25 protein-coding genes, 1 tRNA gene and 1 pseudogene are annotated in these 26,932 nt (G+C 63.2%); 16 read left to right on the forward strand and 11 right to left on the reverse strand.

Annotated elements, in window-relative coordinates; translation table 11 throughout:
- The first annotated feature begins 133 nt into the window (after positions 1-133).
- On the forward strand, positions 134-1,702 hold the full coding sequence (gene ahpF, locus AAG689_RS06620; RefSeq protein WP_406625253.1) for an alkyl hydroperoxide reductase subunit F: 1,569 nt from the start codon (positions 134-136) through the stop codon (positions 1,700-1,702).
- Between the two features lie 152 nt (positions 1,703-1,854).
- Here ahpF and AAG689_RS06625 read toward each other — a convergent pair whose 3' ends face one another.
- The 6 genes and pseudogenes from AAG689_RS06625 to AAG689_RS06650 form a co-directional block, all read right to left on the reverse strand.
- Positions 1,855-2,103: a DMT family transporter gene (locus AAG689_RS06625; protein WP_406625254.1), complete on the reverse strand. Its 249-nt coding sequence runs from the start codon at positions 2,101-2,103 to the stop codon at positions 1,855-1,857.
- A 67-nt stretch (positions 2,104-2,170) separates the two neighbouring features.
- Positions 2,171-2,812 (reverse strand): CoA transferase subunit B, encoded by a 642-nt coding sequence (locus AAG689_RS06630; RefSeq protein WP_406625255.1) that lies wholly within the window; start codon positions 2,810-2,812, stop codon positions 2,171-2,173.
- Between the two features lies 1 nt (position 2,813).
- Positions 2,814-3,519 (reverse strand): annotated as a pseudogene (locus AAG689_RS06635) (CoA transferase subunit A).
- Between the two features lie 243 nt (positions 3,520-3,762).
- A complete protein-coding gene (locus AAG689_RS06640; protein WP_406626303.1) occupies positions 3,763-4,965 on the reverse strand; it encodes a DegT/DnrJ/EryC1/StrS family aminotransferase in 1,203 nt (400 codons plus the stop codon).
- A 184-nt stretch (positions 4,966-5,149) separates the two neighbouring features.
- Positions 5,150-6,406 carry a cystathionine gamma-synthase family protein gene (locus tag AAG689_RS06645; RefSeq protein ID WP_406625256.1) on the reverse strand — a complete coding sequence of 419 codons (1,257 nt, stop codon included), beginning with the start codon at positions 6,404-6,406 and terminating at the stop codon, positions 5,150-5,152.
- 181 nt (positions 6,407-6,587) lie between these two features.
- Positions 6,588-6,661, reverse strand: a tRNA-Cys gene (locus tag AAG689_RS06650).
- A gap of 709 nt (positions 6,662-7,370) precedes the next feature.
- Between AAG689_RS06650 and AAG689_RS06655 the strand changes: the two genes are divergently transcribed.
- Both AAG689_RS06655 and alr read left to right on the forward strand, forming a co-directional pair.
- A complete protein-coding gene (locus tag AAG689_RS06655; RefSeq protein ID WP_406625257.1) occupies positions 7,371-9,635 on the forward strand; it encodes an Orn/Lys/Arg decarboxylase N-terminal domain-containing protein in 2,265 nt (754 codons plus the stop codon).
- 22 nt (positions 9,636-9,657) lie between these two features.
- A complete protein-coding gene (gene alr / locus AAG689_RS06660; RefSeq protein ID WP_406625258.1) occupies positions 9,658-10,779 on the forward strand; it encodes an alanine racemase in 1,122 nt (373 codons plus the stop codon).
- 94 nt (positions 10,780-10,873) lie between these two features.
- On the opposite strand, the gene AAG689_RS06665 is transcribed toward alr, so the two are convergent.
- A complete protein-coding gene (locus AAG689_RS06665) occupies positions 10,874-11,491 on the reverse strand; it encodes a LysE/ArgO family amino acid transporter (RefSeq protein WP_406625259.1) in 618 nt (205 codons plus the stop codon).
- Positions 11,492-11,600: 109 nt separating this feature from the next.
- Between AAG689_RS06665 and AAG689_RS06670 the strand changes: the two genes are divergently transcribed.
- The 13 genes from AAG689_RS06670 (at position 11,601) to fdxA (ending at position 22,284) form a co-directional block, all read left to right on the forward strand.
- Complete coding sequence (locus tag AAG689_RS06670; RefSeq protein ID WP_406625260.1) at positions 11,601-12,497, forward strand: LysR family transcriptional regulator ArgP; 897 nt, start codon at positions 11,601-11,603, stop codon at positions 12,495-12,497.
- 412 nt (positions 12,498-12,909) lie between these two features.
- Entirely contained in the window at positions 12,910-13,311 is a 402-nt protein-coding gene (locus tag AAG689_RS06675; protein ID WP_406625261.1) for a group III truncated hemoglobin, read from the forward strand.
- Positions 13,304-14,548, forward strand: coding sequence for an NnrS family protein (locus AAG689_RS06680; protein WP_406625262.1), 1,245 nt, complete (start codon positions 13,304-13,306; stop codon positions 14,546-14,548). Before AAG689_RS06675 ends, AAG689_RS06680 begins: the two co-directional genes overlap by 8 nt.
- A 13-nt stretch (positions 14,549-14,561) precedes the next feature.
- A complete protein-coding gene (locus AAG689_RS06685; protein ID WP_406625263.1) occupies positions 14,562-15,017 on the forward strand; it encodes an RrF2 family transcriptional regulator in 456 nt (151 codons plus the stop codon).
- Complete coding sequence (locus AAG689_RS06690) at positions 15,014-15,454, forward strand: CopD family copper resistance protein (RefSeq protein WP_406625264.1); 441 nt, start codon at positions 15,014-15,016, stop codon at positions 15,452-15,454. Before AAG689_RS06685 ends, AAG689_RS06690 begins: the two co-directional genes overlap by 4 nt.
- A gap of 4 nt (positions 15,455-15,458) precedes the next feature.
- Positions 15,459-16,034 carry a SirB2 family protein gene (locus tag AAG689_RS06695; protein ID WP_406625265.1) on the forward strand — a complete coding sequence of 192 codons (576 nt, stop codon included), beginning with the start codon at positions 15,459-15,461 and terminating at the stop codon, positions 16,032-16,034.
- A complete protein-coding gene (hmpA, locus tag AAG689_RS06700) occupies positions 16,028-17,212 on the forward strand; it encodes an NO-inducible flavohemoprotein (protein WP_406625266.1) in 1,185 nt (394 codons plus the stop codon). The genes AAG689_RS06695 and hmpA overlap by 7 nt, the downstream gene beginning before the upstream one ends.
- Positions 17,213-17,751: 539 nt before the next feature.
- Positions 17,752-19,404, forward strand: coding sequence for a cbb3-type cytochrome c oxidase subunit I (locus tag AAG689_RS06705; protein ID WP_406625267.1), 1,653 nt, complete (start codon positions 17,752-17,754; stop codon positions 19,402-19,404).
- Complete coding sequence (locus AAG689_RS06710; RefSeq protein ID WP_406625268.1) at positions 19,394-19,984, forward strand: cbb3-type cytochrome c oxidase subunit II; 591 nt, start codon at positions 19,394-19,396, stop codon at positions 19,982-19,984. Before AAG689_RS06705 ends, AAG689_RS06710 begins: the two co-directional genes overlap by 11 nt.
- Before the next feature lie 15 nt (positions 19,985-19,999).
- Positions 20,000-20,614, forward strand: a complete 615-nt coding sequence (locus AAG689_RS06715; protein ID WP_406625269.1) for a c-type cytochrome — start codon at positions 20,000-20,002, stop codon at positions 20,612-20,614.
- Entirely contained in the window at positions 20,614-21,255 is a 642-nt protein-coding gene (locus AAG689_RS06720) for an SCO family protein (RefSeq protein WP_406625270.1), read from the forward strand. Before AAG689_RS06715 ends, AAG689_RS06720 begins: the two co-directional genes overlap by 1 nt.
- On the forward strand, positions 21,252-21,950 hold the full coding sequence (locus AAG689_RS06725; RefSeq protein WP_406625271.1) for a hypothetical protein: 699 nt from the start codon (positions 21,252-21,254) through the stop codon (positions 21,948-21,950). Before AAG689_RS06720 ends, AAG689_RS06725 begins: the two co-directional genes overlap by 4 nt.
- Before the next feature lie 10 nt (positions 21,951-21,960).
- A complete protein-coding gene (gene fdxA / locus AAG689_RS06730) occupies positions 21,961-22,284 on the forward strand; it encodes a ferredoxin FdxA (protein WP_406626304.1) in 324 nt (107 codons plus the stop codon).
- Between the two features lie 135 nt (positions 22,285-22,419).
- Here the strand turns inward: fdxA and cyoE are convergent, their stop codons facing one another.
- From cyoE to hemL, 4 genes are read right to left on the reverse strand one after another with little or no spacing between them, the layout of a single operon-like run.
- Entirely contained in the window at positions 22,420-23,322 is a 903-nt protein-coding gene (cyoE, locus tag AAG689_RS06735) for a heme o synthase (RefSeq protein WP_406625272.1), read from the reverse strand.
- Positions 23,319-24,413 (reverse strand): histidinol-phosphate transaminase, encoded by a 1,095-nt coding sequence (gene hisC, locus AAG689_RS06740; protein ID WP_406625273.1) that lies wholly within the window; start codon positions 24,411-24,413, stop codon positions 23,319-23,321. Before hisC ends, cyoE begins: the two co-directional genes overlap by 4 nt.
- 5 nt (positions 24,414-24,418) lie before the next feature.
- Positions 24,419-25,540, reverse strand: coding sequence for a 3-phosphoserine/phosphohydroxythreonine transaminase (serC, locus tag AAG689_RS06745; RefSeq protein ID WP_406625274.1), 1,122 nt, complete (start codon positions 25,538-25,540; stop codon positions 24,419-24,421).
- Positions 25,537-26,874: a glutamate-1-semialdehyde 2,1-aminomutase gene (hemL, locus tag AAG689_RS06750; RefSeq protein ID WP_406625275.1), complete on the reverse strand. Its 1,338-nt coding sequence runs from the start codon at positions 26,872-26,874 to the stop codon at positions 25,537-25,539. The genes serC and hemL overlap by 4 nt, the downstream gene beginning before the upstream one ends.
- Positions 26,875-26,932: the final 58 nt, after the last annotated feature.

Consider the following 26,932-nt stretch of genomic DNA (forward strand, 5'->3'; position numbering starts at 1 on the left):
ACCTCAGCCAGCGTCCGCCGATCCCGCTCCTGCGGTTTCGGAGGGCCTCGCTAGGACCCACCTCCATTTCACCGAGGCGACCCCGCCAAAGGGTCGTCGTGCTCACCCGTTGCCCGCTACCAGGAGTTCCCCCATGTTGGACGCCAACCTCCAGAACCAGCTCAAGGCCTACTTGGAAAAGGTCACGCGCCCGATCCTGATAGATGCCTCTGTCGGCGACGACGCCAAGTCACACGAGATGCTGGACCTGCTCAACCAACTGAGTTCGCTCAGTGATCGCATCACCCTCAACGTCTGGCGCGACGACGCCGAGCGCAGGCCGTCGTTCGGCCTGACTTCGCCCGGCCAGGACATTTCGCTGCGTTTCGCCGGCATCCCGATGGGGCACGAGTTCACCTCGCTGGTTTTGGCGCTGCTGCAGGTCGGCGGGCATCCTTCCAAGGTCGCCCCCGCAGTGCTGGAGCAGGTGAGGAACCTGGAAGGCGAGTACAAGTTCGAGACCTACTTTTCGTTGTCCTGCCAGAACTGCCCGGATGTGGTGCAGGCGTTGAACCTGGCGGCGGTGCTGAACCCCCGCATCAAACACGAGGCGATCGACGGCGCGCTGTTCCAGGAAGAGGTCGAGGCGCGCCAGATCATGTCGGTGCCGACCGTCTACCTCAATGGCAAGCTGTTCGACCAGGGCCGCATGAGCCTGGAGCAGATCGTCGCCAGGCTCGACACCGGTGCGGCTGACCGCAACGCGAAGAAGATCGCCGCCAAGGCGCCCTTTGACGTGCTGGTAGTGGGCGGTGGCCCGGCCGGCGCGGCGGCGGCGGTCTACGCCGCGCGCAAGGGCATCCGTACCGGCGTCGCCGCCGAGCGCTTCGGCGGGCAGGTCCTGGACACCATGTCCATCGAGAACCTAATCTCGGTGCCGGAGACCGAGGGCCCGAAGCTGGCCTCGGCGCTCGAGCAGCATGTGCTCGCCTACGATGTGGACATCATGAACCTGCTGCGCGCCGAGCAGTTGGCGCCGGCCGGCGATGACGGCTTGATCAAAATCCGGCTGGAGAACGGCGCCACGCTGAAGTCCCGGACGGTGGTGCTGTCCACGGGCGCGCGCTGGCGGCAGATGAACGTGCCGGGCGAGAACGAGTACCGCAACAAGGGTGTCGCCTACTGCCCGCATTGCGACGGCCCGCTGTTCAAGGGCAAGCGTGTGGCTGTGGTCGGCGGCGGCAACTCCGGCGTCGAGGCGGCGATCGACCTGGCCGGGATCGTGTCGCACGTCACCCTGGTCGAGTTCGGCGAGCAGCTACGCGCCGACGCGGTGCTGCAACGCAAGCTCGCCAGCCTGCCCAACGTGAAGATCATCACCAGTGCCCAGACCACCGAGGTACTAGGTGATGGCGGCAAGGTCAGCGGCCTGGCCTATCAGGATCGCGTCGGCGGCGGGAGCCACCGTATCGAGCTGGAAGGCGTTTTCGTGCAGATCGGCCTGCTGCCCAACACCGAGTGGCTCATGGGCACGTTGGCGCTGTCGCCGCGCGGAGAGATCGTCATCGACGAGCGCGGACAGACCAGCGTGCCGGGCGTGTTCGCCGCTGGCGATGCCACTACCGTGCCGTACAAGCAGATCGTGATCGCGATGGGCGCTGGCGCCACCGCCGCGCTGAGCGCTTTCGACCATCTGATCCGAACACCTGCGCCCATCCTTTAACCCTATGTTTCAGGCGTTTGAGATTTCAATCGCCTGGATCAAAGGACCCAGTTGGTCGAGGACCACTCGGGGTATGGGGTGCCTCTGTCAGCAACGGACGCATGGTTGCCATACATGTGCGAGACCGCACTGGTCTTCACGGAGGCAAATGGTCAAGCACGGATCAGAACTACGCCCAAGAGTAAGAAGACCGCCCCTGCGAGCCTGATAGAACTGATCGAATGCTGGGCAAGGCCGAACAGCCCGAAGTGGTCGAGCACCATGGAGCCGAACAACTGGTCCACCACGATCAGCGCGAAGACAATGGCGGCACCGTGCCGGGAAACCGTCAGGATGGCTGTCGCAATGAAAAGTGCACCAAAGACGCCAGAGGTCCGCGTGAACCAACTGTCCGGCTTCAAGTTTATGCCGGTTCAGGCTGCTGGGCTGGATTCATTGAAAAATCTCACCATCAGCCGGTGGTGGGCATCAGCGTAGCAATGTCACGCCCGTTTTCTCCTGAATTTCCTCGAAGGTGACGCCTTCTGCCAACTCGACCAGCTTGAGTCCTTCCGGTGTTACATCCAGCACGCCAAGATCGGTAACGATGCGGTCAACCACGCAGGCTCCCGTCAGAGGTAGCGTGCATTCCGGAAGTATCTTCAGTTCGGTCGTGCCGTCCTTCTTCTTGACCACATGCTCCATCAACACGATCACGTGCCTGACGCCGGCCACGATGTCCATGGAGCCTCCCATGCCCTTGATCATTTTGCCGGGAATCATCCAGTTCGCCAGATCACCCTTTTGGCTGACTTGCATCGCTCCAAGAATAGTGACGTCCACTTTCCCACCACGGATCATCGCAAAGCTCTGGTCGGTGCTGAAGATGGACGAGCCGGGGATGGTGGTAATGGTCTGTTTGCCGGCATTGATAAGATCGGCATCCACTTCACTCTCGGTCGGAAATGGGCCGATTCCAAGCAGGCCGTTTTCCGATTGCAGCCATACCTCAACATCGTCGGGAATGTGATTGGCAACCAAAGTCGGTAAGCCAATACCCAGGTTGACATAGGCTCCATCATTGAGCTCGCGGGCGGCGCGCGCCGCCATTTGGTCACGATTCCAGGCCATGTCAGTTCTCCTCTTGCCGGGTGGTACGCTGTTCAATGCGCTTTTCAGGATGGGGGTTCAGCACGATGCGGTGCACGTAAATGCCAGGCAGATGGATGTCGTCTGGCTCAAGCTCGCCGATTTCCACCACTTGCTCGACCTCGACGATGGTGATCTTTCCGGCTGTGGCCATTGCTGGGTTGAAGTTGCGAGCTGTAAACCGAAAGCGTAGGTTTCCGGCCTTGTCGGCCACAGCGGCTTTGATGAGCGCCACGTCAGGTACCAGTGACTTTTCCAGCACGTAGGTCCTTCCATCGAAGTCGCGCAGTTCTTTACCTTTCGCAACCACAGTACCCACGCCGGTCCTTGTGAAGAAGGCAGGAATGCCGGCGCCGCCGGCCCGTAATTTTTTCTCCTAGCGTTCCTTGCGGTGTGAACTCGATCTCCAGCTCTCCTGCCAGGTACTGGCGCTCGAACTCCTTGTTGCCGCCAACGTAGGACGCAATCATTTTCTTGATTTGATGTGTCTGCAACAGTTTTCCCAAGCCGAAGTCGTCCACGCCGGCACCGTTGGAAATCACCGAGAGGTTTTTGACATTGCTGTCGCGCAGGGCATCGATGAGCGCTTCTGGAATACCGCAAAGGCCGAAGCCGCCGACAGCGATCAGTTGACCATCAGACACCACGTCCATCAAAGCTTCGGTGGCTGAAGGAAAAATCTTGTTCAAAGTGGTCTCCCGAAGGTGTAGAAAAAACTGTACTTGGCTACGGGCCAGGTCTGAGAGCATGCCGCTCCGCCTCCGATCAAGAGGCCTGCATCATCTCATATGTCATAGGACAATGATTGTATCAGTCTATGCTGTTTTATGGAGCAGTCCGTGACATTCTTGGCGCTCATCTGAAGGGCGGTTGCTCGCCTCCTTTCAGATCCTCGCCTCAGCTCCAGGCACACCGATAGGGGCTTACGCAGATCATTCCAGTGCACTAGGTGATGGAGGCTGACCGCCCGCTTGCTGCAATACCTGCGCAATCGCATCAGTCGTTTTCTCGACCTCTGCGGCCGTCAATGTGGGGTGCACCAGGAACATCAAGCTGGTATGCCCCAGAGCCTTGGCCGCCGGCAGGGGCGGGGTAGGGCGCCAGTCGGTGCCATCGAAGGCCCTTTCTAGGTACACCTCTGAGCAGGATCCGGGGTAGCAGGGCACGTCCAAGGCCTGAATGGAATCCATGATGCGGTCACGTGTCCAACCTTCCGCGAGTCGCTCCGGCCGCACGTACACATAACACTTGTAATGCGCGTGTTCAGTGCCTTCCGGCAGCGTGGGGACGCGCATCACCGGGTGCGCCCGGCACGCCTGCCACACGGCCTCGGCATTGGCAGTACGTCGTGCTGTCCAGTCAGCCATGCGGCGCAGCTGGATACGGCCGATGGCGGCTTGAACTTCCAGCATGCGCCAGTTGGTGCCAAAGCTCTCATGCAGCCAGCGGAAGCCCGGTGGATGCTGGCGGTGGTAGACCGCCTCGTAGCTCTTGCCGTGGTCCTTGAACTCCCACATGACACGCCACAGAAGCTCGTCACTCGTGGTGACCATTCCGCCTTCTCCGCCGGGAGTCATGATCTTGTCCTGACAGAAGGACCAGGCGCCTACGTGCCCGATGGCGCCGACGGACCGTCCCTTGTAGCGTGCGCCATGCGCCTGCGCGCAGTCTTCGATCACCTTGAAGCCGTGCTTGGCCGCCAGCGCCATGATCGGATCCATGTCGCATGGCCAGCCGGCCAAGTGGACGCAGATGACGGCGCGTGTGCGTGGTGTGAGAACCCGCTCGATGGTGGCGGCCGAAAGGTTGCCGCTGTCGAGTTCTACATCAGCGAATACTGGTGTGGCGCCCGCGTTCACGACGCTGGACACGCTGGCGATGAACGTGCGCGGCGTAACAACCACTTCGTCGCCCGGGCCGATGCCCAGCGCCTTGAGCGCTACATCGAGCGCCAACGTGCCATTGGCCAATGCCACGGCGTGCGGCACGCCAACCCAGGTGGCGAACTCCTTTTCAAATTCACGACATTCCTGCCCAGTCCAGTAATTGACCTTGTTGGACAGCAGCACGCGTCGCACGGCTTCGGCTTCTTCAGTGGTGAAACTTGGCCAGGGAGAGAAAGAAGTATTCAGCACAACATTCAACCTTGATGAAGAGGGAGAGGTGATCGGGGCGCGCATCGCTGTGGCGTCGGCAGCACGCCGCATATGGCCACTGCCCCTCCATACCGACCAATCACCGAGGCCGGCTCGGTAGCTTTGTTCGAACCGCCCCCGAACCTCCCTGAACCAGCTTGAACCGACCTACGGCGATCCTCGGTCAAGCGTCAAGAGATGAGAATGCGCGGGCGAAGTCAGCGATCAGATCCGCCTCAGCCTCGATACCGGCCGACACGCGTACCAGACCGTCGGAGATGCCCATGGACTGCCGTTTATCCGGACCCATCTCGAAAAAAATAGTATGCGCTGCCGGCAGCGCCAGCGTGCGGTTGTCGCCGAGGTGGCTGGACTTGACGACAATGCGCAGCGCATCAAGCAGCGCGAAGGGGTCAATGCCTTCGCGCAACTCAAAGCTCAACAGGCTGCCGAAGCGGCCCGTACTGCGGCCGCCGAACAACTCCCGTGCTCGTAGGTGTTGGGGGTGGCTTGGCAGGCCGGGGTACAGCACGCGGCGCACGCGGGGTTGGCCTTCGAGCCAGCGTGCAAGCGCAAGTGCATTGCTGCTGGCACGTTCCACGCGCAGGTCCAGCGTTTCGGCGCCAATGGCGATGCGATGGGCCTGCTCGGCGCTTAGCGTGCCTCCGGTGTCGCGCAGCCCCTTCTTCTTGATTTGCAACAAACCCCAACTGTGGGGTGGACCTCCTTGGTACGCAGGAAGAATGTTTGGATAGGCCGTCCAGTCGTATATGCCAGTGTCGCTGATGCTGCCGCCCAACGCGTTGCCATGGCCGCTGATCGACTTGGACAGCGAATGGACGACCAGACCTGCGCCGACGTCGTGACCGCGCAGCATCACCGGTGTAGTCATGGTGTTGTCAACGACGTAAAGCAGACGATGCTCGTGGCAAAGTCGACCGATACCCGCAAGGTCAGCCACCTGAGTTCCGGGATTGGCAATGGTCTCAACGAAAATGAAGCGCGTCTCGGGGCGTAGCGCAGCGGCCACGGCGCCGACCTCGGTCGCATCGACGAGGCTCACCGCTACGCCGAGGCGGCTGAGTGTGTCAAGCCAGCTTGCGGTGTTGCCGAACAGGTAACGGCTTGCGATGATGTGGTCGCCTTGGTTCAGTAGCGCCAAGCTCATCGCGCTGATGGCAGCCATGCCGGTGGCGAAGGTCACAGTGCCTACGGCGCCTTCCATGAGATTGATCTTGGTTTCCAGCGCGGCGGTGGTCGGGTTGCCCTGGCGACCATAGACAAATCCGCTCTTGCCGCCCTGGAATACGTCTGCCAGATCACGCGCGGTGGGGTAGCCGAAAGTGACGGCATTGTGCGAGGGCTTGTGGACTGCACCATGCTCCACACCGCCACGTCGGTCAGAATGCAGAATACGGGTGCTAGGGTGCTCGTTGTTCATGGGCAGCTCTTGGTGATGAACCATCGAAAGCGATGCCCTGTGAATGTGTGCTGCCAGCGAATGGCTCGCAACAGGGACGTTCAGATCGCAGCTGCTCGCGGAGATTCGGCCCTTTCTAGAAGTCAGTCCCTCAACAAGGTGCGTAGAGCCGGTAGGAATCGCATCTTCTAAGCACATAGATTGGAGGCGCGGGCTGGAATTGAACCAGCCTAGGCGGATTTGCAATCCACTGCATGACCACTCTGCCACCGCGCCTTCTATTTATGTCCTATGTCAAAAAGTATAATGGCCTATCTGGAAATGTGCAAGCCAATTATCAGATTTCTGCATGCCTTCTGCCGGAACAGCCGGTGGTCTACGGCCGAGTTCCACCCGCTGACTTCTCTCTCGTCTATCTGATTTGAGCTGGAAGGCTTGGCTCACAACCACGCGGAACCTGTGCCTGCGTGACGGGATCGCCGTCGATGAGCGCGACTAGATCAGCGTAGTGTGCGTGTATGTGGTGCGACTGATGCTCCGACTGAGGGGTACGCATAGGTCGAGATCGCGATGGGTTTGACACTACCGTCTTGCCAAAGCGAAGTTGATAGCCCGATCGGCACAGCGACACACACCTATGAGCACGCCGCTGACGGTCCAGGCCGACTGACGACGGCCGGTACTGCGATCAGGGCTGTGGCTCCTGCCGTCTGCGGGTACACATATGGCCGCTGCCGGCAATGTTTTAGAGATGGGCGACCCCTCCTGAAAAGTAGCGACCTGCCGTTCGTCCGTTCGACTGGGGGTGGCTTCGTTTCTGGAAATTGTCCTAGGACATATGCAATAATGACTAAGGGCAGATCGGAGGTGACGGCGTCCATGTGTGGCGAATGAGGCTTGGTGGCCCCGAGAGCCGTAGTGTGCCCTCCAACTGCCAGAACGCGCGATTACCAAGTAGTGACCTTATCTCCACACAGGACAGCCCATGCAATTCCACTTCCCTATCGTCATCATCGACGAGGACTTCCGTTCCGAGAACACGTCCGGCCTGGGTATCCGGGCCCTGGCCGAAGCGATCAAATCGGAAGGATTCGATGTCGTGGGAGCAACCAGCTACTACGATCTCAGCCAATTCGCTCAGCAGCAAAGCCGTGCCAGCGCCTTCGTCCTATCAATCGACGACGAGGAGTTCACGTCGGATATCGATACCGCGCCAGCCTTGCAGAGCATTCGGGCCTTCATCAGCGAAGTTCGGCGGCGCAACGCGGAGGTGCCGATCTATATCTACGGCGAGACCAAGACTGCTCGCCACATGCCCAACGACATCTTGCGGGAATTGCATGGGGTCATCCACATGTTCGAGGACACCCCGGAGTTCGTTGCCCGGCACCTCATACGTGAGGCGAAGAACTACCTTGACGGGATCCGGCCCCCGTTCCTGAAGGCGCTGCTCGACTACGCAGAGGACGGCTCCTATTCTTGGCACTGTCCTGGCCACTCGGGCGGCGTGGCATTTCTGAAAAGCCCGGTGGGCCAGGTCTTCCACCAGTTCTTCGGCGAGAACATGCTGCGTGCCGATGTTTGCAACGCGGTGGAAGAGTTGGGGCAACTTCTAGACCATAACGGCGCCATCGGTGCTTCCGAGCGCAACGCGGCGCGCATCTTCAATGCCGACCACTGCTTCTTTGTCACAAACGGCACGAGCACCAGTAACAAGATTGTCTGGCAGCACGCCGTGGCACCGGGCGACGTGGTGGTGGTGGACCGTAACTGCCACAAGTCCATCCTGCATAGCATCATCCTGACCGGCGCGATTCCCGTCTTCTTGCGCCCGACCCGCAACCACCTGGGCATCATTGGGCCCATCCCGCGCGAGGAGTTTTCGACCGAGGCCATCAAGGCCAAGATCCGTGCCCATCCGCTGCTGGCCGGTGTGGACGTCGACCAGGTCAAGCCGCGGGTACTGGTGCTGACGCAATCCACCTATGACGGCATCCTCTACGACACCGAGGTCATCAAGACCGCGCTCGACGGCTACGTGGATGCGCTGCATTTCGACGAAGCTTGGATTCCGCATGCCGCATTCCACCCCTTCTACGGCAGCTACCACGCGATGGGCAAGAAGCGCGCGCGCCCGCGCGAGTCCATCGTGTTCTCGACGCAATCCACGCACAAACTGTTGGCGGGTATCAGCCAGGCCAGTCACATCCTGGTGCAGGATTCAGCTACACGGGGGCTCGACCGCCATCTCTTCAACGAGGCTTACCTGATGCACACCTCCACGTCGCCCCAGTACGCCATCATTGCCAGCTGCGACGTGGCGGCGGCGATGATGGAGCCCCCTGGCGGCCGCACCCTGGTCGAAGAAAGCATCGTCGAGGCACTGGATTTCCGGCGTGCGATGCGCCAGGTGGGTGCGCAGTTCGCCGAGGACGACTGGTGGTTCAAGGTCTGGGGACCGGAAGCACTCGAGCAGGATGGTATCGGATGCGCCACGGACTGGATCATCGCAGGCGACGAAGCCGATACCGGATGGCACGGCTTCGGCCCGCTCGCTGGTGGGTTCAACATGCTTGATCCGATCAAGGCCACTCTCGTCACGCCGGGACTGGATCTGGAGGGACGGTTCGGTGAGACCGGCATTCCGGCATCCATCGTGACGAAATTCCTGGCCGAGCACGGGGTGATCATCGAAAAGACCGGGCTCTACAGCTTCTTCATCATGTTCACTATCGGCATCACCAAGGGGCGCTGGAGCTCGTTGGTGACAGCATTGCAGCAGTTCAAGGACGACTATGCACGCAACGTCCCGCTGTGGCGTGTGCTGCCGGATTTTTGTCGCAAGTACCCGCTCTACGAGGAGACGGGCCTACGCGACCTGTGCCAGCGCGTGCACGAAGTGTACGCCCGGCATGACATTGCCCGGTTGACGACTGAGATGTATCTGACGGAGGCGGTGCCGGCGATGAAGCCCAGCGACGCCTACACGCACATTGCCAGCCACAAGACCGAGCGTGTAGACATCGACCACTTGGAAGGGCGCATCACTACCAGCCTCATCACGCCTTACCCTCCGGGCATCCCGTTGCTGGTACCTGGCGAGGTCTTCAACCGAACGATCGTCGACTACCTCAAATTCTCGCGCGAACTCAACCGCCTTTGCCCGGGCTTCGGCACCGACATCCATGGTTTCGTGGAACAGTCCGGTGAGGATGGTAAACCGCGCTACTACGTGGACTGCGTCGCCTAGCTGCATAGAGACCGGTTCCAACATGCCTCGCCCGATCCAGGCGGTCATCCATCACGCCGCGTTACGGCACAACCTTCAGGTCGTGCGGCAGCATGCTGGTTGTGCAAGGGTATGGGCCGTCGTCAAGGCCAATGCCTATGGCCACGGCATCGAGCGTGTCTACGCAGAACTCAGGGCAGCGGATGGGTTTGCGCTGTTGGATTTGCAAGAGGCCGTACGCCTTCGCCGCCTGGGCTGGCTTGGCCCCATTCTCCTGCTAGAAGGGGTGTTTGATCCCGAGGACCTGGATATCTGCTCACGGTTCAATCTGTGGCACGTCGTGCATTGCGCAGAGCAAATCGACATGCTCGCATCCCACCAAACGTATGTTCCCCACCATGTGTTCCTGAAGTTGAATAGCGGCATGAACCGTCTCGGGTTGAAACCACGTCACTTTCGAGACGCATGGAATCGACTGACGAACCTGCCGCAGGTGCGAGAGATTTCGATGATGACGCATTTCAGCGATGCCGATGGAAAGCCTGGAATACAAAAGCAGTTGGTGGAGTTCCGCTGCGCGACAGAGGGCCTGCGCGGAGAACGCAGCGTCTGCAACAGTGCGGCGACATTGCGATTCGGCGAAAACGCGGGCACTGCTCAGGACTGGGTACGTGCCGGTGTGGCTCTATATGGCGGCTCACCGGACTTCCCGGACAGGTCGATCGGGCATTGGGGATTGGAGCCTGCGATGAGTCTGCGAACACGCATCATTGCAGTACAGCATCTCCAGTCTGGGGATACCGTTGGTTATGGTTCCAGTTTTACGGCGAAAGCGCCTATGACGATTGGTATCGCAGCTTGCGGCTATGCCGATGGATATCCGCGGGCTTGTCAAACCGGAACGCCGGTCCTGGTTGATGGGATTGCAAGCCGAACGATAGGCCGTGTGAGCATGGACATGATTGCCGTTGATCTCTCCGCGTCCGTGAATATCGGCAGGCCTGCGAAACATGGCAGCGAAGTCGTTTTGTGGGGACGGGCCAGCGCGGAGTTTGGAGGCACGGTGCTCGCAATCGATCAGGTGGCCGCCCATGCAAGAACCATTGGCTATGAGCTGATGTGCGCTGTGGCCAAGCGCGTACCTTTCAAATTCGAGGTTGACTAGGTTTGGCGCGTGACGTCCCGGGTAGCGCATGTGAAATCGAACACGCTTTTTCTGCCAAGCAGGAACATTGGCGTTCCGCCCGAAGATTCTTCATTCAAATCAAAGGGCGCCTCAACAGCAGCACGCAAAGCGTCAGCATGATCGTGGCAATGAGTGCATCAAGAACACGCCATGCCTGGGGCTTGCGGAAAACCGGCTGCAACAAACGTGCGCCATAGCCGAGTGTCGAGAACCAGGTCGCACTGGCAATGCAGGCACCGAGGCCGAATGCCCACTGGGCCATTCCAGGGTAGTTCATGGAGAGACTGCCGACCAGCACCATCGTATCGAGATAAACGTGCGGGTTGAGAAAGGTGAAGGCAAGGCATGCCAGCAGCGCACGACGCCAGTGCTGCTCACTGGCATGGGTCGGCATCAGCGCACCACTGCCACAGCATGCACGTCGTGCTGCCTTCAGTCCATACCATCCAAGGAATGCAGCGCCACCGAAGCGCAGCACCAGCAGCAACTCAGGCCATCCGCGCACTAATGCGCCAATACCGGCGACACCGCAGAGTATCAGAACGATATCGCCCAGCGCACAAACTGTGACGACTAGGCCAACATGGCTGCGCTGTAGTCCCTGCCGTAGGACAAAGGCATTCTGCGCACCGATGGCGATGATGAGGCCAGCTCCGGTCGTAAAACCGGCAGTCGCTGCCGCGAGGATCATTGGAAGCTCTGAGCGGTGAGAAAGCTGTCATCTTGACTGCTCGCTCCTTTTAAGAAAAGCTACTTCTCCTTCATACAATGAAGAAAAACTAATCTCAAAGGTGTTTGCCGTGGACCTTATCCATCCGCAACTAGCCGCGTTCGCTGCGGTGCTGGAAGAAACCAGTTTCGAAGCCGCGGCTCGGCGGCTGTCCGTCACGTCATCGGCCGTATCGCAGCGCATCAAGGCGTTGGAGGATCGCCTTGGGCAGGTTCTCGTGGTCCGTCAGACGCCTTGCCGCCCGACTCCAGCCGGTGAACGATTGTTGCGCCGCGTCCGACCCATGCAGGCGCTGGAGGCCGAGGCACTGGCCGACTTCCTCCCCGAGGAAAGCACTGCAGCATCGGGACATCCGATCGCTATCGCAGTCAACGACGATTCCCTGGCCACGTGGCTGCTGCCGGCGTTGTCCATGCTGCACCGGGGCCGTGGCTATCTCTTCGATCTACATGTGGACGATCAGGACCACACCCTCGAGTTCCTGCGCAACGGCTCGGTACTTGGTGCCATCACCGCTGAATCGGTGCCTTTAAAAGGCTGCGAGGTATGCCCTCTCGGCGCGCTTCGCTATCGGGCCATTGCGTCGCCGGAGTTTGCGATGCATTACTTTGGCGATGGCATGGATGCTGCGGCATTCGCTCTTGCTCCACTGATCGTGTTCAACCGCAAAGACGAATTGCAATGGCGATTTATGAGGCGGATCACTCGCGCTCGGCTGAAGCCCCCCATACACTACATGCCCACTTCCACGGGCTTCATCGAAGCTGCCGCACTGGGCCTTGGCTGGTGCCTGGCGCCGGAATCGTTGATCAAGCCAGCAGTGGATTCGGGACGCATCGTCGTCATTGATCCCGGGCGATGGCTTGACGTGCCGTTGTTTTGGCAGCATGCCGCAGTGCGCTCCAGTACGCTGCAGCAAATCACGCAGGTCCTGCGCCAGGCTGCAGACAAGGTGTTGCTCAAATAGAGGATGGTGCACCACTGGTGGTGGCGCTGCCTTCCATGCACACGCTGATGAGCACCGAGTCGGTATCGCAGCTACGGAGTCCACTGGCATGCCAAGCCCGATGCCGATGGGGGGCTTCTGTGCGCAGCGCGGTGCTGCGGCCGTTTTTGGCCTGGGTGATTTGCCCATTCATGAAGCATGGTCACCTCGAGATGCAGCTTTGCCGAGGCCACTCTTGCGCGGTATTCCAGCCGTACCTGGGACCGTACCACGCGATAGGCTGGTGATCGCCTCCTCGCACATGCCGTTGCAGCGAGAGGGGCATAGGAGGTAGCACGCTATGCCGGACATTCGATAGGAAGGGCGGGTGTTTATAAGATATACTTCAAATGTATCTTTTGGCTTGGAAGCCTACTGGTCACGGAGCACATCCATGTCTGCCGATCTGTGCACGGAAGCTGAAATCTCGGAGCTGGTCCATGCCTTCTATGCGAGGGTGCGGCAGGACGAGGTGCTCGGTCCGATCTTCGACGCCCATGTCGACGACTGGGATCATCACCTGGCCAAGCTGGTGGATTTCTGGTCATCGATCCTGCGGCGCACAGGACGTTTCAGCGGCAGCCCGATGACCAAGCACGCTGCACTGTCCGACTTGAGCGCCGAGTTGTTCCACCGCTGGCTGGCGCTGTTCCGGGAAACGGCGGCAGAACAGCCGAACCGGGCCATGGCCGCACAGGCCTGTGCGATGGCCGAGCGGATCGCGCAAAGCTTGTGGCTCGGTTATCAGCTGAACCGCAGCCCCGACGCCATGCCCACGGAGCTTGTCCATGGCTGAACTGCTGCGGATCGAGGAACCGCCACCGACGCCGTCGCCGGCACCTTCGCCGCAGTGGTCGGCCTTTCTCGAACTGGGGTTCCGGCCGCTGTACCTGGCTGGGTGCTTCTGGGGCGCCTTGTCCGTGGCGTTGTGGATCTTCGCGCCGGGATTGCTGACAGCCCGGCTGCCCGGCGTGATCTGGCACGCCCACGAGATGCTCTGGGGCTTCGTCGCCACCATCGCCGTCGGTTTTCTGCTGACGGCGGGCACGAACTGGACAGGCATCAATCCGCTCAAAGGCCCTGCGCTGGGCGGGCTGGGTTTGCTGTGGGCTCTGGCGCGCGTGGGTTACCTGGTACCCGGTTCCGTGCCGTTCTGGCTGGCAGCGACTTGCGAACTGCTTTTCTTCGCCTGGGCCGCCGTGGCGCTGGGGAGGGCGGTTTACGGTGCGCGCAGCCGGCGCAACTACGGGGTGCCGCTGCTCGTGCTGGCCCTGGGCGTGTCTGATGGCCTGTTCCTGCTGGCCGTGTGGCAGGGCGACTACGCGCTCCTGATGCAGCACCTCGGGACCGGGCTGCTGATGATGGCGCTGATCGCGCTGCTGGTGGCGCGGCGGGTGATCCCGTTCTTCGCCATGCGCGCATTGCCGGGGCTGGAGATGCCCATGCACACGCGCAGCGGCCACGTGCAGCTGGCCGCGAGCGGGCTGGCCATCATGTGCGGCCTGCTGGGGTGGCCGCAGGCATCTGCCGCGCTGCTCGCTGCGGCCGGTGCCATCGCGTTGATCCAGGTGGTGGCGTGGAAGCCCTGGGCCGTGCTGCGGGTGCCGCTGCTGTGGATTCTCTACCTCGGCTACGCCGCGCTCGGCGCCGGTCTGCTGGTGGCGGCGGCGCAGTCGGCCGGGTGGGTGCTGCGCATCGCCTGGCCGGTGCACGTGATCGGCGTGGCCGGGTTCTCGGTGCTGATCATCGGCATGGTCACGCGCACCGCGCTCGGCCACCTCGGTCGGCCGCTGCGCGCCGATGGTCTGATCGTGGCGTGCTACGGGCTGGTGATCGCCGCCGCCGCGCTGCGCCTGCTGGCCCTGCTGCCGACGGCGTGGACGCAGGCCCTGCTGCACGCCTCGGTCGGTGCCTGGGTACTCGGTTTCGGGCTGTACCTGTGGCGCTTCCTGCCCATGATGATCCGACCGCGGATGGGTCAGCCGGCACCGGCCATCCGGTCGGCGCCGCTGCCTGCGCGGGCACCTCGATGACGGGAGCCAACCGATGCGCCTGACGACGATGGCCGACTATGCGCTGCGCCTGCTGATGTACGTGGCCCAGCGACCGGAGCGCCTGTGCACGATCGCCGAGGTCGCGCAGACCCACGCGATTTCCGAGGCGCACCTGATGAAAGTCACGAACCTGCTCGGGCGCTCGGGCTGGATCGAGACGGTGCGGGGCAAGGGCGGTGGCATGCGCCTGGCTCACGCGCCGCATGACGTGAATATCGGCGCCGTGGTGCGGACCATCGAACCCGACTTCGATCTGGTCGAGTGTTTCGCCACCGGGGGCAACTGCATGCTCACGGGCCAGTGCCGGCTCGCCGGCGCCCTCGGCGGCGCCCTGCAGGCCTTCATGGCCCACCTTGACGGATTCACGCTGGCCGACCTGCTGCCGGCACCCGATCTGCCGCCAGGGGCGGGGCGGCCCATCCGCTTCGAGCAACGGAGGCTGGCATGAGCTACGGCGCGCTGCTGGCGCTGCACCTGCTGGCGGCGATCGCCTTCGCCGGCACGGTGTTCTTCGAGGTGGTGATGCTGCACACGGTGCGCAAGCACACGCCGCGCGAGACGATGCGCGTGGTCGAGCGCGCGGTCGGCGACCGGGCCACGACCGTCATGCCCTGGGTGCTGCTGACGCTGTTCGGAGCGGGGGCTGGGCTGGCCTGGGAGCACAGCGCGACGCAGGCCGAGCCGCTGGCCAGCAGTTTCGGCCTGCTGCTGGCCGTGAAGATCCTGCTGGCGCTAAGCGTTCTGGGCCACTTCGCCACGGCCATGGTGTGGCGTCGCAGGGGCGTCCTGCGCGGAACGCGTTCGCGCGGGCTGCATTGGAGCGTGTTTTGTCACATCCTGGCCATCGTGTTGCTGGCCAAGGCGATGTTCTACGTGACGTGGTGACGGCATGGCGTTTACCGACTACTACTTGGTGATCAAGGCAAGCCATGTGGGGCTGGCGCTGCTCAGCGGCGGCCTGTTCGCCTGCCGGGGTGTCGGCGTGCTGCTCGGTGCGCGGGCGCCCATGGCACCGCTGGTGCGGCGGGGCAGCCAGGTGATCGACACCGCCTTGCTGACCGCGGCCTTGCTGCTGCTGGCGACGCTGGAACTCAATCCGTTCGCGACGCCGTGGCTGCGGACGAAGCTCGGTTTCCTGCTGGCCTACATCGTTTTCGGGTCGCTGGCGCTGCGGCGGGCTCAGTCCCGCGCAGGCAAGGCCCTGGCATTCATCGCCGCCCTGGTGTGCTTCGCGACGATGGTCACCGTCGCCCGCACCCACGAGCCGCTCGGTGTTCTGCGGATATTCCAGGAAACGTCCCTGTCCGCGCCCGCAGCCTCCCGCATGCAGTCCTTCCTCCAGAGGGGCGTAGCGGTTCCTTGCCTGCGATTACCCCGGGCCAGGCCCGGCGAGGCCACTGTGTCGTCCTCCAACTCGACCTTTTCACCCCTTCATTTACCTACTCACGAGAAAACCCCATGCTGACAGATAGCCAACGCGACATCATCAAGGCCACCGTCCCCCTGCTGGAGAGCGGCGGCGAAGCCCTCACCACGCACTTCTACAAGCTGATGCTTAGCGAGTACCCGCAGGTGCGCCCGTTGTTCAACCAGGCGCACCAGGCCAGCGGCGCCCAGCAGCGCGCGCTGGCCAACGGCGTGCTCATGTACGCGCGTAACATCGACCGCCTGGAAGTCCTGGGCCCGCTGGCCGCGCAGATCGTCAACAAGCACGTGGCGCTGCAGATCCAGCCCGAGCACTATCCGATCGTCGGCGCCTGTCTGCTGCGCGCCATCCGCGAGGTGCTCGGCGCAGAAGTGGCCACCGACGCCGTCATCGAGGCCTGGGGTGCGGCCTATCAGCAACTGGCCGGCATCCTCATCGATGCGGAGCGCCAGGTGTACGACGCGCTGGCGGCGGCACCGGGAGGCTGGCGCGGGGCGCGCCCGTTCCGGGTCGTGCGCAAGGTGGCCGAGAGCGCCGAGATCACCTCGTTCTATCTCGAACCCGTGGACGCCCGACCCGTGGTGGACTTCAAGCCCGGCCAGTACATCGGCCTGCGCTTAATGGTCGGCGGCGAGGAGGTCCGCCGCAATTACTCGCTGTCGGCTGCACCGAACGGGCGCAGCTATCGCATCAGCGTCAAGCGCATTCCCGGCGGCAATGCCAGCGCTTTCCTGCACGACCAGGTTCATGAAGGTGCCATGCTGGATCTGTTCCCGCCTGCGGGGGAGTTCACGCTGACGGACAGCGATAGACCGGTCGCGCTGATCAGTGGCGGGGTGGGCATCACGCCCACGCTGGCGATGGCCAAGACGGCCTTGGACGCCGGCCGGCCCGTGGTCTTCATCCACTACGCCCGCAACGCCCACGTCCATGCCTTCGGCGACGTGCTGCGCGAATGGAGCGTGGACCATCCGCAGTTCCAGTCCTATGTCGTCTACGAGCAGGCCCCGGCCACGGACCAGCCGGCCCCGCATGCGGTGGGTCGGCCGAGTCGTGAACACCTGGCTCAATGGCTTCCGGCCGATCAGGAGTACGAGGCGTACTTCCTTGGCCCAAAGCCCTTCATGGCTTTCATCAAACGCACATTGCGCGATCTGGGTTTGCCTGACGAGCGCAGCCGCTACGAGTTCTTCGGCCCGGCAGAGGCGTTGAGCTAGGCACCAAGGCGCTTTGTGTCGACCACCAAGACATCGTGATGCGGACAGCGTTCCAGGCTGATAGCGGAAGGTCTTTCTGCCGAACCGAGGTGGTCGGCTCTGCCTGTTCGCGGCCGTTTCGCTGCTGCTGGCAATGTTGGGGCGCGAACCGTTCTCCACGCCGTGGCGGCGGATCGAGTTCGAACTGCTCGCGCGGCAGTGGGCGTGTTCCCGAACCGGCAAAGCACCGGCATTGGTTGCGGTGCTCGCGTGTTCCGCGAACAGGGTCGTTGTCGTTCGTACCCCCGATCCGCTCGATCTCATGGGAGGCCTGCATCGGGCCTCTATGTCGCTCGCGATGCGCTGCGACCACCCATCGGGAGGGTGGCTATCTTCTTTGCGCGATCTTTGATAAATTGTCATGGGACATAATCTATTATGGCTGTGACAATTGAAGGCGATCACGGACCGGGCCGTTCTAGCCCCGGAAGTCAGGAGAGAAAGACGATGACGAAATCCGCTCTGCCGGCCCGAGTCGCCGGATCGCTCACGAGGTCATGATGGACAGCGCCGTCCTGAGCCTCCTGGGGGCCTTCCTGCTTTCGCTGATTGGCCTGTTCGCCTTCATCTGGTCGCTGCGCAAAGGACTGCTCGTCGAGAACCCTGGCGCCGCTTCGGTCATCTTCGCGCGTGGCGAGATCGGCCGTATCGACGATCCTGCGATCGGCGAGACGGCGCAACACGAGATGCAGGCGGCGGCCCGCGCCGGACCTGTCTCCGCGATTGACCACGACGAGATCCAGGACCGGGTCGCGGCGGATCGTTCGAGCGCCTTCCCCGTGTTCATGTTCATCGCCTTCGCGTGCTTCTGGCTTCTGGTCGGTTCGGTTGCCGGGCTGATCGCCTCGGTCAAGCTGCACGAGCCGGACTGGCTGGTGCAGGAGGCGTGGCTGACCTTCGGACGTATCCGAACCGTACATCTGAATGCGGTCATCTATGGATGGTCGTCCAACGCGGCGCTTTCGGTCATCCTGTGGTTGCTGCCGCGGTTGCTGCGCACGCGGCTACATGGCGCGCTGTGGGTGATGCTCGGCGGCACTTTCATCAATGCGGGGATCGTGGCCGGTATCGGCGCCATCGGGGCCGGTTGGTCGGATGGCATGGAATTCCTTGAGATTCCCTGGCAGATCGACATCTTCATCTTCGCCGGCGTCGCGCTCGTGGTTCTGCCCGCGCTGTTCACACTGGTGAACCGCCGAGTCGAGCACCTGTACGTGAGCGTCTGGTACACCGTCGCGGCGCTGCTGTGGATCGCGGTGCTGTTCGGCGTCGCCAACTTGCCCGGCGTGCACACGGGCGTGCAGCAGGCCACCACCAACTGGTGGTACGGCCACAACGCGCTGGGCCTTTGGTTCACGCCGGTGAGCATCGGCACGATCTACTACTTCTTGCCCAAGATCATTGGCCGGCCAGTCGTCTCGTACAACCTGTCGCTGCTGGGATTCTGGACGCTCGCCTTCTTCTATGGCCAGGTCGGCGGCCACCATCTGATCGGTGGCCCGGTACCCGGCTGGCTGACGACACTGTCCATCGTGCAGAGCGTGATGATGATCATCCCGGTGATCGCGTTCACGATCAACATGCGCGGCACGCTCAAGGGCCAGATGCACCTGGCGCGCTATTCGCCGACCCTGCGCTTCATGATGTTCGGCGGGCTGATGTACCTGGCGTCGTCGGTCGAAGGCTCGCTGGAGGCCCTGCGCAGCGTCAACGCGGTGACGCACTTCACGCACTTCACCGTGGCGCATGCGCACCTGGGCATGTACGCCTTCGTGTCGATGGTCATGTTTGGCGCGATTTACTTCATGCTGCCGCGCGTACTGGACTGGGAGTGGCCCTATCCCTGGCTGATTTCGCTGCACTTCTGGCTGGCGGCCATCGGCATCGGCATCTACGTGGTGGGCCTGTCCATCGGCGGCTGGCTGCAGGGGCTGGCCATGCTTGATGCTGCACGCAGCTTCAACGAGTCGATGACGCTGACGCTGCCCTGGTTGAAATCGCGCAGCGTGGGGGGCGCACTGATGGTGCTGGGGCATTTCGTGTTCATCGGCCACTTCTTCGCGATGGCCTTGCGTTTCGGCCCCGAGCGCACAGGCGCGGCGCTGTTCCGCTCGCCGAGCGAGGTCTTCCCGAGGCTGTCCCATGGAAAATGAAGTCAAGCTGGCGGCGGGTGCCATGGTGGCGCTGGCCGTCGCCACGGCGGCGCTGGTTGTGATGCCCTATATCCAGGTGCGCGACATTCAGGCCCCTGCTGCGCTCAAGCCCTATACCGACGCGCAGCTGCGCGGCCGCGAGGTCTACATCGCCAACGGCTGTGTCTCTTGCCACAGCCAGCAGCCGCGCGACCGCGCCTTGGCGCCCGACTTCTCGCGCAATTGGGGACGCCCGTCGGTGCCCTCCGACTACGTTTACGACAAGCCACATCTGCTGGGCACCATGCGTACCGGTCCGGACCTGCTGAACATCGGCGCGCGCCAGCCCAGCAAGGACTGGCACCTTGGGCACCTGTATCAGCCGCGCGCCTACGTGCCCGAGTCGATCATGCCGGCCTATCCCTTCCTGTTCCGGATCAAGGATGCCGCCGAGGCGGGCGAAGAGGCGGTGCCACTGCCGCCGGGCCACGCGCCGGCCGGTAAGGTGGTGATCGCGACGCAGGAAGCGCTCGACCTCGTGAAGTACCTGCAGTCGCTGGACCGCACCTATCCAGTGCTGCCGGCGCCCGGGACACCCTGACGCCGAGGAGTCTGCATGAACACGCCCCGCCATCCCCGGCCATCTGCTCAGGCGCGCGAGAACGCCGAGCCTTCGGAGCGCACCCGCCCCATGCCTCTGTTGGCCGGCGCCGTCACGGTGGCAATGGTGTTGTTCGGCGCCGGCTACCTGTTGTTCTCGGACTCGTTCGGTGCCGCCAGCCTCGGCGACCGGCGCACCGTGGCCGACCTGTCCGCTGCCAAGGCCACCAGCGGTGCAGCTGCGGGCCAGCTCGACGGCAAGGCGTTGTACGCGGCGAATTGCGTGGCCTGTCATCAGGCGACAGGCAAGGGACTGCCCGGCGTGTTCCCGCCGCTCGACGGCTCGGAATGGGTGAAGGGCGATGCGCGAACGCTGATCAATATCCTCCTGCACGGCGTCAGCGGCGAGATCGAGGTACAGGGAACGACCTACACGGGCATGATGCCTGATTTCAAGCGGCTCGGCGATGCAGAGATCGCGGCACTGGCAAGCTACGTGCGCGCGCAGTGGTCCAACTCGGCCAGCCCGGTTGCCGCGGAGCAGGTCGCAGCCGAGCGCCAAGCGGTGATGCGCGATACGCCTTTTGCCGGCGGCGCGGAACTCAGAGCACTGATCGGCGAGAGCAAGTGATGGGACGCACGGCCTGCCTCGGACTCGCAGTCGCGTTGCTCGGCTACCTGGCCGGCGCATGGCTGACGCTGGACTTTCGCGTATGGACGCAAGAAGGCGCACGCCGGCTCGCGATCGTGCAAGCACCGGTGGCTGCACCGGAAATGACGGTCCATGGGCCCGGCCTGGAGGCCGCGAGCCTACCGGCGCTGCTGCGTTCGGGCGGCGGCATCACGATCGTCGATTTCGTCTACACGCGCTGCCCGACAGTTTGCCTGGCGCTTGGATCGACCTTTCAGCAGTTGCAGTCCGCGCTTGTTGCACAAGAGGCAGAAAAAGGCTTTGCGGCGCCGATCCATCTGCTGTCGATCAGTTTCGACCCTGAACACGACTCGCCAGAGGTTCTGTCGGCCTACGCCGGTCGGTTCCATGCGGACCCGGACCTTTGGCGTTTCGCGGTGCCCGTGCGGAAGGATGAACTGCGCCCGCTGCTCGACCGCTTCGGGGTGGTCGTGATTCCAGACGGCATGGGCGGCTACGAGCACAACGCTGCCTTGCTTGTCGTCGACGGCTCGGGTCGGTTGGTGCGCATCTTCGACTACACCGAAATGGCCGCAGCCCTGGTGTTCGCTCGCCACCTTGCCGGGGGAGGCGAATCATGATGAACGAGGCAGGCCGTTGGCTGGCACGTCACCAAGCCGTGACGGGACTTGCCTTGCTTGTTGCCATGGCCTTGCCGCCCCTGCGGTCGCTGCTCGAAGCACGCATGTCCTCCCACATGCTGCTGCAGTTTCCAGTGCTGCTGCTGGCGGGCGCGCTGCTCGCCGGTGCCATCCCTCCCGCAGTGCGTCAGCGATTGCAGGGATGGAATGCCCACGGGATGGCGGGACTGGTCTTTGCGGCTTTGGTCTTGGCTCTGTCGATGGTGCCGCGCCTGCTCGACCTGGTGCTGGTCAACCCGCTCGTGGAGGCCGTCAAGTTTGCGGCCCTGCTCCTGTGCGGTGTTGCGCTGCGCGGTTCATGGCGTCGCGCGGGGCTCGGGTTGCAAGCCTTCTTCCTCGGGAACACGCTCCCGATGATGGCGGTCGCTGGTTGGCTCTACGAGACGGCATCCGTGCGGCTGTGCAATGCCTACCGCCTGGACGAGCAAGTGTGGCTCGGCCAGACACTGAGCTGGACTGCAGCCGGGATCGCGGCACTCTGGCTTGGTCGGATCACCTGGCGCATGTCCCGTCAGGATCCAAGGGATGCCCTAGCTATCACACACGGGGCGCTTCTCGCCGGGGCCGGCCACACACAGCGGAGCCCTGATGCAAAGCCTGGGACAGGTCGACCGATGCAGGCTGTTCACAAGTGAAAGGCCGATGATGACGCACGTCGTCACGGAATCCTGCATCAGATGCAAGTACACCGAATGCGTCAACGTGTGCCCGGTCGATGCTTTTCGGGAAGGTGTCAACATGCTGGCGATCGACCCTGACGATTGCATCGACTGTGCACTGTGCGTGCCTGAATGCCCGGTCGATGCCATCTTCTTCGACGACGATCTTCCGGCAGATCAAAGCGACTTCCTCGAAACTAACGCGCGGCTGGCGAAACGCTGGCCACTCATTGCGCGCGGCAAGGGCGCCTTGCCGGACGCGGAACTCTGGGCTGCCGTGGCCCACAAGCGGAATCTGCTGGAAGAATGAAGCGGGTTGGATGCGGATTCGGCGGCGGACCCCGGTTTGTGCGGCCGGCGCTTCAGATCCATCGCTCGAGTGCCCCGTCACCTGTGCGCCACGACTGAACCTCGCAACATCGCCGGCGCAACGGAATCTCGCGATTCAGGATGGCCAGTAGTGATCCGCCAGCAGCGCAGCAAAAATGCCCGCCAGGTGCCACAACGACCACCGAAAGGTCCGCATCGCCAGCGCGTCGGAGTAACGTCGGCAAAGTTGCCAGGCGTGAATGCAGAACACACCGCTCAGCAACACTGCCACGCACAGATAGCGCCATGAGCGCATGCCGAGCAGGGTCGGCAGTGCGCACACCACCAGCAGCAGCACCGTGTAGAGGAACACGGCGCGGCTGGTGTAGTCACGCCCGTGCGTCACTGGCAGCATCGGCACGCCGGCCCGCCGGTAGTCCTCGACACGGTACAGCGCAAGCGCCCAGAAGTGCGGAGGGGTCCAGACGAAGATGATGAGAAAGAGCAGCCAGGCCTCGGCCGATACCTCGCCCTGCATCGCGGCCCATCCGAGGACCGGGGGCATCGCCCCCGAGGCGCCGCCCAGCACGATGTTCTGCGACGTGCGGGGCTTGAGCACCACGGTGTAGACCACGGCGTAGCCGACGAAAGCGGCCAAGGTCAGCCACAGAGTCAACAAGTTGACGTAACGCCACAGGATCAGGCTGCCGGCCGCGCAGAGCACGCAGAGGACTAGCAGCACCTGCCCATCCTTGAGTTCGCCCCGGGCGGTGGGACGCCACGTGGTGCGCCGCATGCGGGCATCGATTTGTTTCTCGACGAGGCAGTTGAAGACGGCTGCGGCCGAGGCGACCAGCCAGATGCCGAGGCAGGCGAGGGCGATGCGCCCCCACTGGGCGGCGGTGGGCAGGCCAGGCAGCGCGAGCAGCATGCCAATGCCGGCACAGAACACGATCAGCTGGACAATCCTCGGCTTGGTCAGCACCCAGAACCGGGACCAGCGGAACCGGGCGTCCTGAAACCTGCCGGCTGGACTCACGGCGGTGCTTCCTGCAGCATGGTGCGCAGCACACCCAGCAGTTGATCCACCTGCTGGTCGGTGCCCACTGTGATGCGCAGGAATTGCTCGATGCGGTCTTGACGGAAATGCCGCACCAGAATCTTGGTCTCGCGCAGGGAGGCGGCCAGCCTAGCAGCATCATGCCGGGGGTGGTGTGCGAAAACGAAGTTGGCCAAAGAAGGCCGCACCTCAAAGCCCAACTCCGCGAGGCCTGCGGCCAGTCTGGACCTGGAGGAGATGATGACCTGCCGCGTCTTCTCAAAGTGCGCGACATCGTCGATTGCCGCGATGGCACCTGTCTGGGCCAGGCGGCCCAGCGGGTAGGAATTGAAGCTGTTCTTCACGCGGTCGAGCGCTTCGATCAGCGCTGGCTGCCCAATCGCGAATCCCACGCGCAGGCCAGCCAGCGCGCGCGACTTCGAGAGCGTCTGCACGACGAGCAGGTTGGGATGGCGGTCAACCAGGCCAACAGCCGTCTGTCCGCCGAAATCCACATAGGCTTCGTCAACCAGCACTACGCGCCGGGGTTCGAGCAGGAGCAGTTGCTGAATCTGGTCCAGGGCCAGGCCTTCGCCGGTCGGTGCGTTCGGGTTGGCGACGACCACGCCGGCGACGTCGCCGAAGGTGCGGGCATGCGTGGCGAAAGCGCCCACATCGACCCGCAGCGCCTCATCGACGGGGACCAGTCCGGCGTCGATGCCGTACAGCCGGCAGTACACCTCGTAGAAACTGTAGGTCACGTCGGGGATCAGCAACTTGCTTCTGCCGTGCCGGAAGAATGCGCAGAACGCATGGGCCAGAACCTCGTCAGAACCGTTGCCGACGAAGACCTGTTCTTTCGGCACGCCAAGTCGTCCAGCGATCGTGGCACGCAAAAGCCGCGCTTCCGGGTCCGGGTAGAGCTCCAAGCCCGACGAGGCAGCACGAGAGATCGCCGCGATAGCCTGGGGGGAGGGCGGATAGGGGTTCTCGTTGGTGTTCAGCTTGATCAGGCCGTCAATTGCAGGCTGTTCGCCAGGCTGGTATGGCCGCAGGTCACGGACCGGCGGGCTGAGGAAGTCGTGGTTCATCGAAGTCATCCCATCTGCCGTTCGAATTCGCGCAAATAGCCCACGAGTGCATCGACGGCCGCATCGGTCATGGCGTTGTAGAGGCTGGCACGCATACCGCCGACGGACTTGTGCCCTTTGAGTTGAAGCAACCCGCGCTCCCGGGCGCCGTCCAGGAAAGCCGCCTCATGCCGCGTATCGGCCAGGAAGAAAGGCACATTCATCAGCGACCGCGCGGTCGGCGCGACCCGGTTGGTGTAGAAGGCGCTGGCGTCGATCGCGGCATAGAGCTTGCCGGCCTGTCTCCGATGGCGGATCTCCAGCGCAGCGACCCCGGTCAATTCGCCTTCGCGCTGGCGCCGCATCCATTCCACCATCAGCCCGAGGAGGTAAATGCCCCAGGTCGGCGGGGTGTTGTACATGGACTGGTGCCGTGCGGCCAGCTCGTAGTTGAATGCGCTGGGGCAGATCGGCAGTGCGCGCCCGAGCAGGTCTTCGCGCACGAAGACCACCGTCAGACCCGCGGGCCCAAGGTTCTTCTGGGCGCCGGCGAAGGCCAGCCCGACCCGCTGCCAGTCGAAGCGCCGTGACGCGATGTCGGACGAACAGTCCACGACGAGCGGCGCGCGTGAACCGAGGGCCGCCAGATGGGGCAGTTCGGCGAACTGCACGCCCTGGATCGTCTCGTTGCTGCAGACATGCACATAGGCGGCATCGGGGCTGAGACGCCAGCGCGATGCAGGGGGAATGCTGGTGAATCCATCCGGTTCGGCGGACGCGGCAACATGGGCGGTGCGCACGTACCTGCGAGCCTCATCCCAGGACTTGCTGCTCCAACTCCCGGTGAGCAGGAAGTCGGCCACGCCGCCGCCGGAGAGATTCAATGGCACGATGGCGTTTTCGCCGATGCCGCCGCCCTGCAGGAAGAGGATGTGGAATTCTTGGGGGACATCCAGCAGGATTCGCAGACCGGTGATCGCGTCTTCGTAGATCGCGATGAAGTCGCTGCCGCGGTGGCTCATCTCCATCACGCCCATGCCGCTGCCACGCCAGTCCAGCATCTCGCCGGCCGCCTGGAGCAGCACCTCTTCCGGCAGCGCGGCAGGTCCAGCGCCGAAATTGAATGGCCTTTGCCGCAGGCTGTTCATCGCAGCATTCCGGCGGAGCATCTACCGCCTGCCTCAGGGGCTGCACGGCTGCGTGCCAAGGTCAGCAGAACGTCGCTCACCTCGGCGAGGGTGCGGTCAATGACGTCATCGTCATGGGTGATGGACACGAAGCCCGCCTCGAAGGCCGAGGGTGCGAAGTAGATGCCGCGGGACAGGCAGCCGTGGAAGAAAGCGGCGAAGGCGTTCAGGTCGACGGCCGTGGCTTCGGCGAAGCTCGCTGGGGCATGCGCTCGAAAGTACAGGCCGAACATGCCGCCCACGCCATCAGCAGACAACGGTACTCCGGCACGACGGCCGCACTCGCGTAGCCCGACCACGAGACGTTGGGTCTGCGCCGCAAGCCGTTCATGGAAGCCCGGCGCGTCGATCAGCCGCAGTGTGGCCAGACCTGCGGCCACGGCCACCGGATTGCCGGATAGCGTGCCGGCTTGGTAAACCGGCCCCAGTGGGGCGATCCGTTCCATGACATCGCGCCGCCCGCCGAAGGCGGCCAGAGGCATGCCACCGCCGATGATCTTGCCCAACGTCGTCAGATCCGGACGAATGCCGAACAGCCCCTGAGCGCCTTGCGGGCCGACGCGAAAGCCCGTCATGACCTCGTCGAAGATCAGCAGGGTGCCATGGGCTGTGCAGAGCTCGCGCAAGCCATCCAGAAAGCCTGGCGCTGGTCTGACCAGGTTCATATTGCCAGCGATCGGCTCGACGATGACGCAGGCGATCTGGTCGCCATGTCGTACAAATGCTTCGCGCACCCCGTCCAGGTCGTTGTAGCCCAGCACCAGGGTGTGCTCGATGAACGCGCGCGGCACGCCGGCCGAATCGGGATGGCCCAGCGTGAGCAATCCCGAGCCGGCCTTGACCAGCAAGCTGTCGGCATGGCCGTGGTAGCAGCCCTCGAACTTGATCAGCTTGGGGCGGCCGGTGTAGCCGCGGGCAAGACGGATCGCGCTCATGGTGGCCTCGGTGCCGGAGCTGACCAGGCGAACCTGCTCCAGGGACGGCAGCCGCGCAGCCAGTGCCTCGGCCAGGACGACCTCCGCTTCGGTCGGAGCGCCGAACGACAGCCCGTCCACGGCCGCCTGCCGCACCGCCTGCACGACGTCCGGGTGGGCATGGCCGAGGACTGCCGGTCCCCAGGAGCCGACGTAGTCGATGTACCGGGTCCCTTCGCCATCCCAGACATAAGGGCCGCTGGCACGGCGCAGGAATCGAGGCACGCCGCCGACCGCCTGGTAGGCGCGCACGGGAGAGTTGACGCCACCGGGAATCACCTTGCGTCCCCGCGCGAACAATTGATCATTCGTTGATGCCATGCCCTTGCTGCCACCTGAAAAAGGACCGCCGCGCGCACAACAGAGCACGATGGTTTAA

The sequence above is a fragment of the Acidovorax sp. SDU_ACID1 genome (assembly GCF_045291395.1).
GTDB lineage: Bacteria > Pseudomonadota > Gammaproteobacteria > Burkholderiales > Burkholderiaceae_C > MR-S7.